The sequence below is a fragment of the Herbiconiux ginsengi genome (genome assembly GCF_900107435.1).
Lineage (GTDB): Bacteria > Actinomycetota > Actinomycetes > Actinomycetales > Microbacteriaceae > Herbiconiux > Herbiconiux ginsengi.
The window spans coordinates 659,108-675,641 of the sequence record NZ_FNPZ01000002.1; the positions used below are offsets into that span (position 1 = coordinate 659,108).

Here is a 16,534-nt window from a genome sequence, read left to right on the forward strand (position 1 = left end):
ACGAGTGGGATACTCGGCAGCGTGACCGTCTTGATCGATCGGCCCATGTGGCCGGCCCATGGAACCATCTGGGGTCATCTGGTGAGCGACGAATCGCTCGACGAACTGCACGCTTTCGCTGCCCGCGCCGGGCTGCCGCCGCGCAGCTTCGACCTCGACCACTACGACGTTCCGGCCGACCGCTACGAGGAGCTCGTCGGCGCCGGCGCCCTGCCGGTCTCGTATCGCGACCTCGTGGTGCGCCTGCGCGCCTCGGGCCTCCGCATCCGGGCCAAAGACCGCCCCACCCACTGACCCTTCCCAACCTCTTCGCGACCCGCCAATATCCGCCCTACAATCACGAGGAATGGGGCGGATATTGGCGGGTCGCGAGGAGGGGGTCACTCCGAGGGGTCGACGGGGGCGGAGACGGCGGCCGTGGTGACCCGGCGGCTGCGCGAGCGGCCCTGGCCGGGCTGCTTGGGCTCCGGAAGAGCGTCGAGCACCGAGTCGAGCAGCTGCGTCGCCTCCTGGGGGGCGACCCGCGGCTGACGCGCGGCCTTCTTGACCGGGATGTCGAGGATGGCGATGGCGGGCTCGGACTCGGAGACCGCCGGAGCGGCGGCCACGGGTTCGACCACGGGCGCCTCGGCGTCGACGACCGGCGCCGCGGAGGGCTCGGTGTCGTCGCCCTCGGAGCGGGTGTGTCGCGCCTTGCGGCGACGCGACGACGAACTGGCAGCACGACCCGAGTCGGGCGCCGACTGCTCGACCGGGGACTCCGCTGCCGCCGAAGCGTCGACGGGAGCCTCGGATGCCGCGGAGGGAGCGGATGCGTCGACCGCGGTCTCGGGTGCCGCAGCCGTCGTCGGAGTCGGGCTCGGAGCATCCGTCACCGGCTGCTCCCCCGCCTTGTCGTGACCGTGGGCGGCCGCGATGGTGGACGCCGCGATCTGGGCGAGAGCGTTCTTCGCGTCGTCGGTGATGGCGTGGGTGACGCCGTTGCCGTTGCCGCCGCTTCCGTTGCCGGAGCCGGAGGAGTGCGACGAACCGTTGGAGCCGCCGTTGCCGCCGGAGTTGCCTCCACGACCGCGGCGATTGCCGCCGGACACCTGCTGCTGCCCGCCGCCGTTTCCGTTGCCGGAGGAGCGGTGCTTCACCACGGGGTCGTGGTGGATGATGATGCCGCGGCCCGCGCAGACCTCGCAGGGCTCCGAGAACGACTCGATGAGGCCGAGGCCGAGCTTCTTGCGGGTCATCTGCACGAGGCCGAGCGAGGTGACCTCGGCCACCTGGTGCTTGGTGCGGTCGCGACTGAGACACTCGATCAGGCGCCGGAGCACGAGGTCGCGGTTGGTCTCGAGCACCATGTCGATGAAGTCGACCACGATGATGCCGCCGATGTCGCGGAGCCGCAGCTGACGGACGATCTCCTCGGCGGCTTCGAGGTTGTTCTTCGTGACGGTCTCTTCGAGGTTTCCGCCCGATCCCACGAACTTGCCCGTGTTGACGTCGACGACGGTCATCGCCTCGGTGCGGTCGATCACGAGCGAGCCGCCCGAGGGCAGCCACACCTTGCGGTCGAGCGCCTTCTCGATCTGCTCGGAGACACGGTATTCGTCGAAGGCGTCGCGCTCGCCCTCGTATTTCTCCACGCGCTCGAGCAGGTCGGGAGCCACGGCACGCAGGTAGTTCTCGATGGTGGCCTGCGCCTCGTCGCCCGAGATGACGAGCTTGTGGAAGTCCTCGTTGAAGACGTCGCGCACGATCTTGATCAGGAGGTCGGGCTCGGAGTGCAGCAGGTGCGGAGCCTGCTGCTTCTGCACCTGCTCGCTGATGTCGGCCCACTGGTTGGTGAGGCGCGTGACGTCGAGGGTCAGCTGCTCTTCGGTGGCGCCTTCGGCGGCGGTGCGCACGATCACGCCCACGTTCTCGGGCAGCACCTCCTTGAGGATGCGCTTGAGGCGGGCTCGCTCGGTGTCAGGGAGCTTGCGCGAGATGCCATTCATCGAGCCGTTGGGCACGTAGACCAGGTAGCGGCCGGGCAGGCTCACCTGACTGGTCAAGCGGGCGCCCTTGTGGCCGACCGGGTCTTTGGTGACCTGGACGAGCACGGTGTCGCCCGACTTCAGGGCGAGCTCGATGCGGCGGGGCTGCGAGCCCTTGCCCTCGGAGTTCTCGGCCGCGGCCTCCCAGTCGACCTCGCCGGAGTAGAGCACGGCGTTGCGGCCGCGCCCGATGTCGACGAACGCGGCTTCCATGCTCGGGAGCACGTTCTGCACGCGGCCGAGGTAGACGTTGCCGATGAGCGACGCGTCTTGCGCCTTGGCGACGTAGTGCTCGACGAGCACTCCGTCTTCGAGCACACCGATCTGGATCTTGTTGTTCTTGGCGCGCACCACCATCACGCGGTCGACAGCCTCGCGGCGGGCGAGGAACTCGGCTTCGGTGATGACCGGGCGGCGGCGGCCGGCGTCGCGGCCGTCGCGGCGGCGCTGCTTCTTGGCCTCGAGGCGGGTGGAGCCCTTGACGCGCTGCGGCTCGGTGATGAGCTCGGGCTCGCGGGGCGTGCGCACCTTCACCACGGTGTTCGCCGGGTCGCCCTCCGACCCGCGGTTCTCCTCGCCGGAGCGGCGGCGTGAACGCCGGCGAACGGAGGAGGAGTCGGCGGGCTGGTCGTCGCGGTCACGCGGGTCACGGTCACGCGGATCGCGCCCGTCCCGGTCGCCCCGGGGCGGCAGCGGCGGCAGATCGGGCAGATCCGGCGCCTGGAAGATCAGCGACGTGGTGCTGAGAGCCCGCACGGCCGGCTTCTCGTCGGCCGGAGCCGGGGCCATCCCGTTCGGCGCCGCGGTGAAGGGGGCGAGACCGGGCTCGTCGTCGTGGGAACCGTCGACCACGGGGACCTCCTCGGCCACCGGAGCCGTGGGCTCAGGAAGGATGGGCGGCGCGGCCGCGGGCTCGGGAACGACGACCGGAGATTCAGGAACGACGGATGCCGGAGCATCCGCCTTCTTCACCGCTCGGCGTGAGCCGAACAGCCGGGACTTGCGACGCCCCGTTCCCTCTCCGTTGTTCGAACCAGTGTCATTGTCTGAAATTTTCTCCACCATCTCTGGTGCACTCCTTGCCAGCCGGAGGCTTTCGCCTGCCGGCAGGTACTCTCACGAGCGAAGTTCCGCGTTCGCGAAATACTCCGCCAATCTCGTTGACCAATGCGCGGTTTCGCGCTCTATCCGTTCGGGTCCCGTGCCGCGCGGCGCGCAGCGGGCCCGATAAGTCTTCTTCAGAAGTTCCACGTCGTTCGTGGACTTCCACACCCGATTATCGCATGCATTCCCAGATTGCTCGCGATTGGCCTGTGCGACAATCGGACCGTGCCAGCCGAGACCGAGCCCTATCGCCGCCCCGTCGGCCTCGCCGTCTTTCTCATCCTGGCAGGCGTCGTCGGCTGGTATTCCTCGTTCGATCTGACGCTGGAGCGCATCCAGACCCTGATCAACCCCGACTACGTACCCACCTGCAACATCTCACCGCTGGTGACCTGCGGGCCGAACATGGCGAGCTGGCAGGGCTCGCTCTTCGGCTTCCCCAACCCCGTCATCGGCGTGGCCGCCTTCGTGGCGCCCATCATCGTGGGTGTCGCCATCCTCGCGGGTGCCCGCTTCGCGAAATGGTTCTGGGTGCTGTTCAACCTGGGCTTCGCGCTCGGACTCACCTTCGTGATCTGGCTGATCAGCCAGTCCATCTTCGTGCTCGGCACGCTCTGCCCGTACTGCATGCTCGTGTGGCTCGTGGTGATCCCGCTGTTCCTCTACGTCACCGCGTTCAACCTCAAAGAGGGCAACTTCGGCAACGGCGCAGGCAGCCGGGAGATCGCTGCGCTGCTGTACCCGTGGGTGTGGATCGTCGCGGTGCTCTGCTATCTCGTGATCGTGGTGATCGCGCAGCTGCGGCTCGACGCGATCACCTCGATCATCCAGAGCCTGTAGCTCCGGGGTCGTTCGCTCAGTCGAACCAGAGGGCGAGCTCGCGAGCCGCCGACTCGGGCGAGTCGCTGCCGTGTACGAGGTTCTGCTGCACGGCCAGGCCCCAGTCGCGGGCGAGGTCGCCGCGGATCGTGCCGGGTGCGGCGGTGGTGGGGTCGGTCGTGCCGGCCAGGGAGCGGAAGCCCTCGATCACGCGGTTGCCGGCGATGCGGAGCGCCACGATCGGGCCCGACTCCATGAACTCCACCAGTGGCTCGTAGAACGGCTTGCCCTGGTGCTCCTCGTAGTGCTTCGCCAGCAGTTCGCGGTCGGGCTCGATGAGCTTCACGTCGACCAGCTGGTAGCCCTTCGCCTCGATGCGGCGCAGGATCTCGCCCGTGAGGTTACGGGCGACTCCGTCGGGCTTGACGAGAACGAGGGTTTCTTCGACGTGCGTGGTCACGATGATCCTTCCGGGGTTGCCGCGGACTGCGGCGCGAGTTTTCCGAGAACACCCTAGCGGGCGAGTCTAGACGTCGATGTCGGGAGCGGAGGCGGCCGCCGCGTTCGCCCGATCGATCTGGGCGCCCTTCACCATGCAGTAGATCCAGAGGCCGATGAAGATGGCCGCCACGATGGCCAGAAGCGGCACCAGGATGCACGCGAGCGCGATCACGCCCTGCAGCGCCCAGCCGAGGCCATAGCCCCAGGGATAGCGCAGCAGCGCCGCCGTGGCCAGCAGGAGGAGACAGAGCACCGCGCCGCCGATCAAGGCCACCGGTGCCGGGAGCGCCTTCAAGCCGAAGATGACGAGGGCCGCGAAGAACATCACGACCGACTCGAACCCGAGCACGATGGCGCCGAGGTTCTGGCGGACCGAGCTGCTCCTCATTTCCATTCCTCGGCGGCGGCGATGCTGATGACCTCGCCCACGAGCGTGATCGACCCGGTGACGAGCACGGCGCCCTTCTCGCTCTCACCGGCGAGATCGCGGGCTTGGTCGAGGGCGGAGGTGAGATCGGGTTCCACCAGCACCCGGTCGGCACCCACGATGCGCACGACGATCGAGGCCAGCTCGTCGGGGTCGATCGCGCGATCCGACGAGGAGGAGGTGACCACGAAGTCGGTCACGGCAGGATCGAGGGCGCGGATGATGCCCTCCACGTCTTTGTCGGCCAGCACGGCGATCACGGCCACCACCTTGTCGAAGGTGAAGTACTCGCCGAGCGCGGCCGCGAGCGCCACGGCGCCACCGGGATTGTGCGCGGCATCCACGAGCACCGTCGGCTCGGTGCCCACCAGCTGCAGCCGGCCGGGCGAGGTGGCGGTGGCGAAGCCCTCCGTGACGACCCCCTCGGTGAGCGCCTGCGTGCCGCCGCCGATGAACGACTCGACGGCCGCGACGGCGACCGCCGCGTTGTGGCCCTGATGGTTGCCGTAGAGCGGCAGGAAGATCTCGCGGTAGGTTCCGGCGAGCCCCCGCACGGAGACCAGTTGACCGCCCACGGCGACCGTCGACTCGAGCAGCGCGAAGCGGTCGCCCTCCACGGCGAACGTGGACTCCGAGAGCTCGGCGGCCCGTTCGAGCTCGGCCAGCGCCTCGGCGGGCTGTGCGGCACTCACCACCTGGGCGGCCGGCTTGACGATGCCCGACTTGGTGCGCGCGATCTCGCCGACCGTGTTGCCGAGTCGGGCCGTGTGATCGAGGGAGATCGGCGTGAACACGGCGACCTGACCGTCGGCGACGTTCGTGGAATCCCACTCGCCGCCCATCCCGACCTCGATCACCGCGACATCCACCGGTGCGTCGGCGAAGGAGGCGAAGGCGAGCACGGAGAGCGCCTCGAAGAAGGTGAGGTGCGGTTCGCCCGCCTCCTCGAGCTCGGAGTCGACCAGGTCGAGGAACGGCTCGATGTCGCGCCAGTTGGCTGCCAGCGCCTCGTTCGAGATCGGCACGCCGTCGATCATGATGCGCTCGTTCACCCGTTCGAGGTGCGGACTGGTGAACAGGCCGGTGCGGAGACCCGATGCCCGCAACAGGCTCTCGATGATGCGGCTGGTGCTCGTCTTGCCGTTGGTTCCGGTGATGTGGATGACCGGATACGACCGCTGCGGATCGCCGAGCAGCTCCACCGCGCGCCGGGTGGCCGAGAGGCGCGGCTGCGGCGCGGCCTCGCCGAGGCGGGCGAGCAGGTCGGCGTAGACCGCGTCGCCCTCCTCCACGAACTCGTCGGGCGCGGCCAGGCCGGCCGATTCGAAGTCGCCCTCGCGCTCCCCGTCGAACTCCGCGTTCTCGTCTTCGGGGTCGTCTGCGGGCGGACCGAAGTCTCCACCGAAGAACTGATCAGACATTCTGGGTCACCGACTTCCGGCTCAGGGCGATGAGGAACTCATCCTGGTTGGCGTATTTGCCCGCGCTGACGCGGGCGAAGTGCTCGGGCGCCGCGGACGCCACGGTGCCGAGCCATTCCGAGGCGAGGACATCGCGATATCCGTCGAGCGAAGCGGTGTCGCGGGGCGAGTGCACAGCGAAGTCGGTGGCGAGGGTCTCCCCCGCCACGTCGACGGCGCCGGCGACCGCTGAAGCGACCGCGTCGGCATCCGCGTCGGAGAAGAACACCAGGTCGAGGGCGATGCGGTCGCTCACGTCGAACCCGGCCGACTTGCGGGCATCCTGCACGGCGCGGATGACGTCGCGCGCCAGACCCTCGGCCTCGAGGTCGGGCGTGAGTGTCGTGTCGAGCAGCACGAAGCCTCCCGTGGGCAGGAGCGCGAGGGCGGTGGTGTGCTCCGCGCCGTCGGCGGATGCCGCGGGGGCGGCTTCGAGCACGAGTTCGTACTCGCCCTCGAGCAGATCGATGCCGCCCGACGTCACGACACCGTTCGCCTCCGACCACTGGCCGGTTCGGGCGCCCTGGATGGCCTGCTGCACACTCTTGCCGAGCCGCGGGCCGGCCACGCGCGCGTTGACGGTGAGCCGCGAGGTGATGCCGAACTCGGCCGCCGTCGTCGCGCTCTGATCGACGAACGCCACGCTCTTGACGTTCAGCTCGTCTTTCAGGATGCCCTCGAACTGCACGAGCGCCTCGGCGTCGTCGGTCACGATGGTGAGACCCGCCAGCGGCAGGCGCACCCGCAAGCCGTTGGCCTTGCGGAGCGACAGCGCGGTCGACGAGATGGCGCGCACCGTGTCCATCGTGTGCACGAGGCCGGCATCGGCGGGGAAGCGGTTCTCGCTCGGCCAGTCGGTGAGGTGCACGCTGCGGCCGCCGGTGAGGCCCTTCCACATCGACTCCGCCACGAGCGGGACGAGCGGGGCCGCGACGCGCGTCACCGTCTCGAGCACCGTGTAGAGGGTGTCGAAGGCGTCGTGGTCGTCGCCCGACCAGAAGCGGTCGCGCGAACGCCGCACGTACCAGTTCGTCAGCACGTCGGCGAAGTCGCGGAGCTTCGCGGCGGCGAGCGTCGCATCCAGCGATTCGAAGTCGGCGGTGACGCTCTGCACGAGCTCGCGCGTCTTGGCGAGCAGGTAGCGGTCGAGCACGTCTTTCGAGTCGGTGCGCCACTGCGCCTCGTAGCCGCCCTCTTCAGCCGAGTTGGCGTAGAGGGTGAAGAAGTAATAGGTGCTCCACAAGGGCAGCAGCAGCTCGCGCACGCCCTGACGGATGCCCTCCTCGGTCACGATCAGGTTGCCGCCGCGGAGAACGGGCGACGACATGAGGAACCAGCGCATCGCATCCGAGCCGTCGCGGTCGAAGACCTCCGAGACATCCGGATAGTTGCGCAGCGACTTCGACATCTTCTGACCGTCGTTGCCGAGCACGATGCCGTGGCTGATCACGTTCTTGAACGCCGGCCGGTCGAAGAGCGCGGTGGAGAGCACGTGCATCACGTAGAACCAGCCGCGGGTCTGCCCGATGTACTCCACGATGAAGTCGGCGGGGCTGTGGGTGCCGAACCAGTCCTCGTTCTCGAACGGGTAGTGCACCTGGGCGAACGGCATCGAGCCGGAGTCGAACCACACGTCGAAGACGTCCTCGATGCGGCGCATGGTGGAGCGCCCGGTGGGGTCGTCGGGGTTCGGCCGGGTGAGCTCGTCGATGAAGGGGCGGTGGAGGTCGGTCTCGCCGTCGCGGTTCTTCGGGAGGGCGCCGAAGTCGGCCTCGAGCTCGGCCAGCGAGCCGTAGACGTCGACGCGCGGGTGGTTCGGGTCGTCGCTCTTCCAGACAGGGATGGGCGAGCCCCAGTAGCGGTTGCGCGAGATCGACCAGTCGCGGGCCCCGGAGAGCCACTTGCCGAACTGGCCCTCCTTCACGTTCTCGGGAACCCACTCGATCTGCTGGTTGAGCTCCTCCATCCGTTCGCGGATGGTGGTGACGCGCACGAACCAGCTCGACACCGCCTTGTAGATGAGCGGGTTGCGGCACCGCCAGCAGTGCGGGTAGCTGTGCTCGTAGCTGGCCTGGCGCACGAGACGGCCGGCAGCGCGGAGCATCTGGGTGAGCGGCTTGTTGGCGTCGAAGACGTGCTGGCCCTCGACATCCGGAACGCTGGCGAGGAAGCGGCCTCCGTCGTCGACCGAGATGACGACAGGGATGCCCGCGGCCTCGCAGGCCTTCTGGTCTTCTTCACCGTAGGCGGGCGCCTGGTGCACGATGCCGGTGCCGTCTCCGGTGGAGACGTAGTCGGCCACCAGGATCTGCCACGCGTTCTGCGTGCCGTACTTCTCGGTGTCGGCGTAGTAGTCCCAGATGCGGTCGTAGGCCACGCCCTCGAGATCGCGCCCGTAGTAGGCGGCACGGCGGCCGGTGCCGGGCTCAGCGGCCCAGCGCTCGGAGGCGGCGAGCGCGTCGGCGCCCGACTCGTAGCCGAGGTCTTTGGCGTAGGAGCCGACGAGGTCGCGGGCCAGCAGGAACTCCTGGCCCTGCAGGTGCTCCTGCACCCCGGTGCGCTCCCCCGGCGCCAGAGCGTGCGGAACCACCACGTACTCGATGTCGGGGCCGACGGCGAGGGCGAGGTTGGTGGGCAGGGTCCAGGGCGTCGTCGTCCAGGCCAGGGCCTCGACGCCGGTGAGGCCGAGCGACTCGGCGCGGGTGCCGACGAGCGGGAAGGTGACCGTCACCGTCTGGTCTTGACGCATCTTGTAGACGTCGTCGTCCATCCGCAGCTCGTGGTTGGAGAGCGGGGTCTCGTCCTTCCAGCAGTAGGGCAGCACGCGGTAGCCCTCGTAGGCGAGGCCCTTCGTGTGCAACTCCTTGAACGCCCAGATCACCGACTCCATGAAGGTGATGTCGAGGGTCTTGTAGTCGTTGTCGAAATCGACCCAGCGGGCCTGGCGGGTGACGTAGTCCTGCCACTCGTGGGTGTACTTCAGCACCGACTTGCGGGAAGCCGAGTTGAAGACCTCGACGCCCATCTCCTCGATCTGGCTCTTCTCGGTGATGCCGAGCTGCTTCATCGCCTCGAGCTCGGCGGGCAGGCCGTGGGTGTCCCAGCCGAAGCGGCGCTCCACCTTCTTGCCGCGCATGGTCTGGAAGCGCGGGAAGAGGTCTTTGGCGTAGCCCGTGAGCAGGTGACCGTAGTGAGGCAGGCCGTTCGCGAAAGGCGGGCCGTCGTAGAAGACCCACTCCGGCGCATCCGCTCGGTTCTGGATGCTCGCCCGGAAGGTGTCGTCGCCCTTCCAGAACGCGAGCACGCCCTCTTCGACCGCGGGGAAGCTCGGCGAGGGCACGACGGCGCTGAACTCGTCGGAATCTTTGGGGTACATGGGTCTCCTGCACGGCTTGATCTGTGCTGCACGACCCGCACTGCGGATGCATGCTGCTCTGCCCACGAGGACGGATCGGAGCTCCGCTCCCCACCGTGGTACCACCTCGCTTGCCGGCGCCGATGCTCTCGCACGTCGCCGACCGCTTGTTCTTAGGCTTTGACGGGCCCGACCCGTTCGGTTCTACCGGGTGCTCGCGCACCGTTCTTCCGACGACTCCCCGGTGATCGCCGGTTCACAGCCATGGTGAAGGTCATTCTAACCGATTCCCGAGCGGGGTCGGCGTGTGCGGATGCGCCGGCTCAACCCGTCGAGAAACCCCGCAGCACCGGATGCACCACCCGTTCGACGTAGCTGACCAGCGGCGCGCGGGAAGGGCCGTCTGCGGCCCAGCGCCCGACGGCCGCCGCGGCGGCGCCGAGCACGGCGAGCGCGATCGCCCGCGCCTGCAGGGGGCGGTCGGCCGCCAGGGGGTTCGCCGCCCAGAGGCGGGCGACCAGGTAACGCTCGATGAGGTCGGCGTGGGCGAGCGCACGGGCGAGGCCCGCGGCCTTCAGCTCCGCGTCGATGCCCATCACCTCGTACTGGGTGAGCACCAGCGGGGCTCGCTCGGCGGTGAAGCCGGCGGCGGTGACGAGCAGTGCCTCCTGCACCGCCCCGAGCGGGTCGTCGGAGGTCGCGCGTTCGGCCAGCGCATCCGTCAACGCCTGCAGGCTCGCGTCGAGCTCCACCCAGAGGAGATCGCTCTTCGCGGTGAAGTAGTTGAAGAAGGTGTTGCGACTCACCCCGGCGCGCTGGGTGATCTGCTCGATCGTGGTCTTCGCGTAGCCGCTCTCGAGGAAGAGTTCGGAGGCGGCCTCCTCGAGCATGCGCTGCGAAGACGCACGGGGCCTGCCGGCCATCTCGCCTCCCGGGAATAAATAGATCGAGTCCAACAATTAGACTGGATGGCGATCGCAGCAGATCGCTCCCCCACCATTCCACACCAGGCAGGCTCTTTCGTGTCCAGACGCACCATCACCCTCCTCGCCGTCGCGGCGGCATCCGCTCTCCTCCTGGCCGGTTGCGCGCCCGCGGCGGGCCCCGCCACCAGCGCTCCCGCCGCCGGCGGCACCCTCACCTACGCGACCGGGTTCGGCGAACCCGACTGCCTCGATCCGCACAACGGCGGCAACATGCCCCAGGCCCTGGTGGGCACGAACTTCCTCGAGTCGCTGTTCTCGCAGGATGCCGACGGCGCGATCGTGCCCTGGCTCGCCACGGCGGGCACGCCCTCGGCCGATGGACTGACCTGGGACATCACGCTGCGCGACGACGTCTCGTTCAGCGACGGCACACCGTTCGACGCGGCGGCCGTGAAAGCGAACATCGAGCAGATCCAGGATCCGGCCACCGCGTCGTCGACCGGCATCCTCGCGCTCGGCAAGGTGCAGTCGGTCGAGGTCGTCGATCCCACCACCGCCCGATTCCACCTCTCGGAGCCCGACAGCGCGCTGCTCGAGTCGCTCGCCCAGACCTGGCTCGCCATGGAGTCGCCCGCCGGCCTGGCACGCGGCCTCGAGGCGAACTGCGAGGCGCCGATCGGCACCGGGCCGTTCATCGTCGACAGCTGGACCAAGCAGGACAGCATCACCCTCGTGCGCAACGAGAACTACAACTCGGCACCGGCCGGGGCCGCGCACGAAGGCCCGGCATACCTCGACACGATCGTCTGGCGGTTCATCCCCGACTCGGCCACCCGCTTCGCGGCCCTGCAGTCGGGGCAGGTCGACGTGATCGACGAGATGCAGCCCGACAACGTGGTGGCCGCCGACTCCAGCGACCAGTTCGACGTGCTCACCGGAGCCCTGCCGGGCGCCTCCATCCGGCTCGAACTCAACTCGGGCTTCGCGCCCTTCGACGACGAGCGGGTGCGCAAGGCCTTCGTGCACTCGGCCGACGTGAACCCCGGCATCCAGAGCCTGTTCTTCGGCACGGCCGAGCGCTCGTACTCGGTGCTGTCGTCGAGCACGCCGTATGGCGCATCCTTCCCCGACGACTTCACCATCGACACCGACCTCGCCAACCAGCTGCTCGACGAGGCGGGCTGGACGGGCCGGGATTCCGAGGGCTACCGCACCAAGGACGGGCAGCGTCTCGTGGTCGACTTCCCGGTCTCGACCAACCAGTCGATCCCGGCGGAGCAGTCGCTGTTCGAGCAGATCCAGGCCACGACGAAGGAGGTCGGCTTCGATGTGGAGCTGCACCCGCTCGACCTGTCGTCGTGGTATTCGGCACTCGGGTCGTGGGACTTCGGGGTGACGAGCGCGATCTACACCAAGAACTCGCCCGACGTGCTGCGCATCCTCTACCACTCGTCGAACATCGTGCCGGCGCCGAGCGGCTACCACGCGAACAACGCGCACGTGTCGATCCCGGAGCTCGACTCACTGCTGACCGAGGCCGGCGAGACGACGGACGACGCGCAGCGGGCCTCGCTCTACGAGCAGGCGCAGAAGATCCTCTCCGACGGCGCCTATGTGCTGCCGCTCTACGACCACCTGCAGAAGATCGGCTACTCCACGAAGGTGCACGGACTCTCCCTGCTGCCGACGCTGCAGATCCCGTACTTCGGAGACGTGTGGGTTCAGCAGTAGCGCTCCCCTCCACACCCCCGGCCCCGCATTCCGTGGGCCGGGGGTTTCGCCGTGCCCGCGCAGGGTCGAGCGTGCGGTGGCTGCTGCTGCGTCTGGGTGGCGCGGTGTTCGTGCTCTGGGCCGCGGCGACGCTGACGTTCTTCGGGCTGCGGCTCATCCCGGGCGACCCGGCGCAGGCCATCCTCGGCGGCCCGGGGTCGCAGGCCAGCGCGGAGGCTCTCGCGCAGGTGCGCGCCGAGTACGGACTGGATCAGCCGCTGTTCACGCAATACCTCACCCAGCTGGGGCGGCTCGTCACGGGCGATCTCGGCACCTCGTACTCGCTTCGCACCCCCGTCGTCGAGGTGATCGGGTCGCAGATCGGCGGCACGCTGCTGCTGGCCGCGCTGGCACTGATCGTGGCCTGGGCGATCGCACTCGGGCTCGCACTGTGGTCGACGCGGGGCGGGCGGATCGCCGCCGGGGTCGGATCGGCGCTCGAGATCGTGGCCGCCGCCGTTCCGCACTTCTGGCTCGCGACGGTTCTGGTGCTCGTGTTCAGCACGACGTTGCGGTGGTTTCCGGCGGTGAGCACGGCCGGCCCGGAGGGGCTGGTGCTTCCGGTGCTCACGCTGGCGTTGCCGCTGGCGGGCTTTCTCGGGCAGGTGATGCGCGAATCCGTGCTGGACGCGCTCGACGCCCCGTTCACGCTGTCGGCACGGGCCCGCGGCGAAGGCGAGGGCGGGGTGCGCTGGCGGCACGTGCTGCGGCACGGATCACTGCCCGGCATCGCGCTCTCGGGCTGGGCGTTCGGGTGGCTGATCTCGGGCGCGGTGGTGGTGGAGACGATCTTCGCCCGGCCCGGACTCGGGCGCACGCTGCTCAACGCGGTGCAGCTGCGCGACGTGCCTCTGGTCGTGGGCATGGTGCTGGTGGTGGCTCTGGGGTACGTGGTGATGACGGTGGCGACGGATGCGGCGACCCGGGTCGCTGACCCCAGGATGAGGGCGTCGTGAGTCTGCCGACGAGTGTGATCGCCGGGGGCGCGTCGGCACACGAGCGGGATGCCCACGGCGAGCCGGCGGAGGCCGCGCGCGCGGGCGTCAATATCTCCGGGCTCCGGCGCGGTCACGGGGTGCGAGCGTTCTTCGGGGCGCTCGGCGTGGCGCAGTGGATCGCCGTCGGGTTCCTGCTGCTGCTCCTCGTGGCGGCGCTCCTCCCGTCGCTGCTGGCGCCGGGCGATCCGCTCGCCATCGACCCCGGCGACGCCTTTCGCGCGCCGGGGTGGGGGCATCCGTTCGGCACCGACGAATCGGGGCGCGATGTCTACACGCGCGTGGTGCACGGCACGGCGCCCTCACTCGTGATCGGGGTGTCGGCCACGACCATCGGCATCCTGCTCGCCCTCGTGTTCGGCACCGCCGCCGCTCTCGGCGGTCGGGTGGTGGATTTCGGGGTGAGCCGCTTTCTCGAGGTGCTGTTCGCCTTTCCGGGGCTGCTGCTGGCCCTGCTCGTGATCACCGTCTACGGACCCGGGATCGTGACCTCGACCATCGCGGTGGGGCTGGCGACGGCGCCGGGGTACGCGCGGATCATCCGGTCGCAGACGCGCGCGGTGGCGTCGTCGGCGTACGTGGAGGCGGCCGTGGTGCTCGGCAAGTCGCGGGGGCGCATCCTGGCGCGGCACATCCTGCCGAACGCGGTGGCACCGGTGTTCGTGCTCGTGACGCTCGGCGTGGGTCAGGCGATCGTGTGGGCGGCGGCTCTCTCCTACCTCGGACTCGGCGCGGAGCCACCCGCGGCCGAGTGGGGCGCGATGCTGTTCGCCGGCAAGAACTACGTGACGACGGCGTGGTGGATGACCTTCTTCCCCGGGCTCGCGATCGTGCTGAGCGCAGCGGCCACCACGGTGCTGGGCCGGGCGCTGCAGCGGCGGAGCCTGCGGTGAGCGGGGTGGGCGACGGGGGCGGGGCGAGCGCCGAGAGCGCCGGCGGAGAGCCGCTGCTGCGGGTGCGGGAGCTGCGGGTGGGGTTCGGGCGGGGCGACTCCGCACCCGTCGTCGACGGGGTGTCGTTCGAGTTGCACGCGGGCCGGGCGCTGGCGATCGTCGGGGAGTCCGGATCGGGCAAGAGCGTCACGGCCCGTTCGCTCGTCGGGCTGGCGGGCGCGGGGTCGTGGCAGTCGGCCGAGGCGCTCGACGTACTGGGCGCATCCGTGCTGGGCGGTAGTCGGAAGCGCGCGGGGCGCACCGCCGGCGGCTCCGGCGACGAGCAACTGGACGGGGACGGCCGGCCCGGCGCGGTCGACCCTGGCCGGGTCGGCGCGGACCGAGGGCTGTCGGCGGCGGCCTGGCGGCGCATCCGGGGGCGGCAGATCGGGCTGATCGTGCAGGATGCGCTGGTGTCGCTCGACCCGCTGCGGCCGATCGGGCGCGAGATCGCCGACGGGCTGCGGCTGCACACGAGGCTCTCGGTCGCTCAGCGGCGGGAGCGGGTGCTCGAGCTGCTGGACTCGGTCGGGATGCCCGACCCGGCGTCGCGGATCGGGCAACGCTCGGGCGAACTGTCGGGCGGGTTGCGGCAGCGGGCGCTGATCGCGGCCGGGTTGTCGGCCGATCCGCCGGTGCTGATCGCCGACGAACCGACGACGGCGCTCGATGCGACGGTGCAGGCCCAGATTCTCGCGCTGCTCGAGACCGTGAAGGCGCGGGGCACGGCTCTGCTGTTCATCAGCCACGACCTCGCGGTGGTGTCGCGCATCGCCGACGACGTGCTCGTGATGCGCGGCGGGCGCGTGGTGGAGTCGGGGCCGACTGAGGCGGTGCTCCGCGATCCGCAGCACGAGTACACGCGGCAGCTGCTGCGCGCCGTGCCCACGGGCGTGCCGCGGGGTGTGCGCCTGAGCGCGCCTGCGACGCCGGCCGCCGCACCCCTGCTCGCGCCCGCGCCGACCGCCGCCCTCGCGCTACCGACCACAGTGGCGCCGAACCCCGCACCCCCGACCGCCACGGCACCCACCCCCACACCCTCGACCGCCACGGCACCCACCCCCACACCCTCGGCCGCCACGGCACCACCCGCCATCGGCGCAACGGCCACCCCCGCACCACCGAGCGCCACGACTCCGGCGCCCTCACCACCCGCCACCGGCGCAACGGCCACCCCCGCACCGGTCGCGCTCGCAACCGCGCGCGACGGTGGGTCAGCCCTTCGCGCCGGCCGGTCGGTGCTCGAGGTGCGGGCCGTGAGCAAAGCGTTCCCGATTCGGGGTGCGGGCCGCGGAGCCGAGCGGGTCGCGGTCGACGACGTGTCGATCGCACTCGAGCGGGGCACCACGCTCGGGCTCGTCGGTGAGTCCGGCTCGGGCAAGACCACGCTCGCCCGTATCGTGCTCGGTCTCACCGCGCCCGACACCGGCACGGTCACGCTCGAGGGCGACGCGTGGGTTCCGCTACCCGAACGGCAGCGACGTCCGCGACGCGGCAGGCTCGGTGCCGTGTATCAGGATGCGCTCTCCTCCTTCGACCCGCGGCTCACCGTGCGGCAGATCCTGACGGACGCGCGCTCCGGACGCCGTGACTCTGTCAGCCGCGGCGACACCCACGCCGCGGGCCGCCACGGACTACTCGGCGAGTCCGGGCGCTCGGACGCGCAGGCCGACACGGTGAACCGGCATGGCGACGCGTCCGAGGCCGGCATACTGCGCGACGGGCGCAATGGGTGGGCTGGATCGCGGACACCCGTCTCCGACCTGCTCGACGACGTCGGTCTTGCCACCTCCGTGCTCGACCGCCGCCCACTCGAGCTCTCGGGTGGTCAGCGGCAGCGCGTGTCGATCGCGCGGGCCCTCGCCGCCGATCCGGCCGTGCTGATCTGCGACGAACCGGTCTCGGCGCTGGACGTGTCGATCCAGGCACAGATCCTCGACCTCTTCGATGAGCTGCAGCAGCGGCGCGGCATCAGCTACCTGTTCATCTCTCACGATCTCGGTGTGGTGCAGCACATGAGCGACCGCGTCGCCGTGATGAAAGACGGCCAGATCGTGGAGCAGGGCGAGACCGCGGCGGTCTTCGCGAGCCCCGCGCATCCGTATACGCGGGCTCTGTTCGACGCCGCCCCGCGGGTCACGACACCCTGATCGGCTGCAGGCGTGCCTTCGGGAGGAGGAGAGTGCAACCGGTGCCGAATACGGGGTGGGCTACGCTC

12 protein-coding genes are annotated in these 16,534 nt (G+C 69.9%); 6 read left to right on the top strand and 6 right to left on the bottom strand.

What is annotated here, in order from left to right:
* Positions 1-21 precede the first annotated feature (21 nt).
* Positions 22-294 carry a DUF4031 domain-containing protein gene (locus tag BLW00_RS11465; protein WP_092553954.1) on the top strand — a complete coding sequence of 91 codons (273 nt, stop codon included), beginning with the start codon at positions 22-24 and terminating at the stop codon, positions 292-294.
* A gap of 86 nt (positions 295-380) precedes the next feature.
* On the opposite strand, the gene BLW00_RS11470 is transcribed toward BLW00_RS11465, so the two are convergent.
* Positions 381-3,092, bottom strand: a complete 2,712-nt coding sequence (locus BLW00_RS11470; RefSeq protein ID WP_092553957.1) for an Rne/Rng family ribonuclease — start codon at positions 3,090-3,092, stop codon at positions 381-383.
* Between the two features lie 264 nt (positions 3,093-3,356).
* Between BLW00_RS11470 and BLW00_RS11475 the strand changes: the two genes are divergently transcribed.
* Entirely contained in the window at positions 3,357-3,971 is a 615-nt protein-coding gene (locus tag BLW00_RS11475; protein ID WP_245741528.1) for a vitamin K epoxide reductase family protein, read from the top strand.
* A gap of 16 nt (positions 3,972-3,987) precedes the next feature.
* Here the strand turns inward: BLW00_RS11475 and ndk are convergent, their stop codons facing one another.
* The 5 genes from ndk to BLW00_RS11500 form a co-directional block, all read right to left on the bottom strand.
* Positions 3,988-4,410, bottom strand: a complete 423-nt coding sequence (gene ndk, locus BLW00_RS11480; protein WP_092553963.1) for a nucleoside-diphosphate kinase — start codon at positions 4,408-4,410, stop codon at positions 3,988-3,990.
* A gap of 66 nt (positions 4,411-4,476) precedes the next feature.
* Positions 4,477-4,839, bottom strand: a complete 363-nt coding sequence (locus tag BLW00_RS11485) for a DUF4233 domain-containing protein (protein ID WP_217634351.1) — start codon at positions 4,837-4,839, stop codon at positions 4,477-4,479.
* On the bottom strand, positions 4,836-6,299 hold the full coding sequence (locus BLW00_RS11490; RefSeq protein WP_092553969.1) for a bifunctional folylpolyglutamate synthase/dihydrofolate synthase: 1,464 nt from the start codon (positions 6,297-6,299) through the stop codon (positions 4,836-4,838). Before BLW00_RS11490 ends, BLW00_RS11485 begins: the two co-directional genes overlap by 4 nt.
* Positions 6,292-9,714: an isoleucine--tRNA ligase gene (gene ileS / locus BLW00_RS11495; protein ID WP_092553972.1), complete on the bottom strand. Its 3,423-nt coding sequence runs from the start codon at positions 9,712-9,714 to the stop codon at positions 6,292-6,294. Before ileS ends, BLW00_RS11490 begins: the two co-directional genes overlap by 8 nt.
* A gap of 302 nt (positions 9,715-10,016) precedes the next feature.
* The gene (locus BLW00_RS11500) at positions 10,017-10,616 is read right to left on the bottom strand and encodes a TetR/AcrR family transcriptional regulator (RefSeq protein ID WP_092553975.1); all 600 of its coding nucleotides are present in this window, start codon (positions 10,614-10,616) and stop codon (positions 10,017-10,019) included.
* Positions 10,617-10,715: 99 nt separating this feature from the next.
* Here BLW00_RS11500 and BLW00_RS11505 point away from each other — a divergent pair, with 99 nt between their 5' ends.
* The 4 genes from BLW00_RS11505 (at position 10,716) to BLW00_RS24035 (ending at position 16,466) form a co-directional block, all read left to right on the top strand.
* Positions 10,716-12,350, top strand: a complete 1,635-nt coding sequence (locus BLW00_RS11505; protein WP_245741529.1) for an ABC transporter substrate-binding protein — start codon at positions 10,716-10,718, stop codon at positions 12,348-12,350.
* 71 nt (positions 12,351-12,421) lie between these two features.
* Positions 12,422-13,345 (top strand): ABC transporter permease, encoded by a 924-nt coding sequence (locus tag BLW00_RS11510; RefSeq protein WP_322788339.1) that lies wholly within the window; start codon positions 12,422-12,424, stop codon positions 13,343-13,345.
* Between the two features lie 146 nt (positions 13,346-13,491).
* Positions 13,492-14,277 carry an ABC transporter permease gene (locus tag BLW00_RS11515; protein ID WP_245741568.1) on the top strand — a complete coding sequence of 262 codons (786 nt, stop codon included), beginning with the start codon at positions 13,492-13,494 and terminating at the stop codon, positions 14,275-14,277.
* On the top strand, positions 14,274-16,466 hold the full coding sequence (locus tag BLW00_RS24035; RefSeq protein ID WP_245741530.1) for a dipeptide ABC transporter ATP-binding protein: 2,193 nt from the start codon (positions 14,274-14,276) through the stop codon (positions 16,464-16,466). Before BLW00_RS11515 ends, BLW00_RS24035 begins: the two co-directional genes overlap by 4 nt.
* Positions 16,467-16,534: the final 68 nt, after the last annotated feature.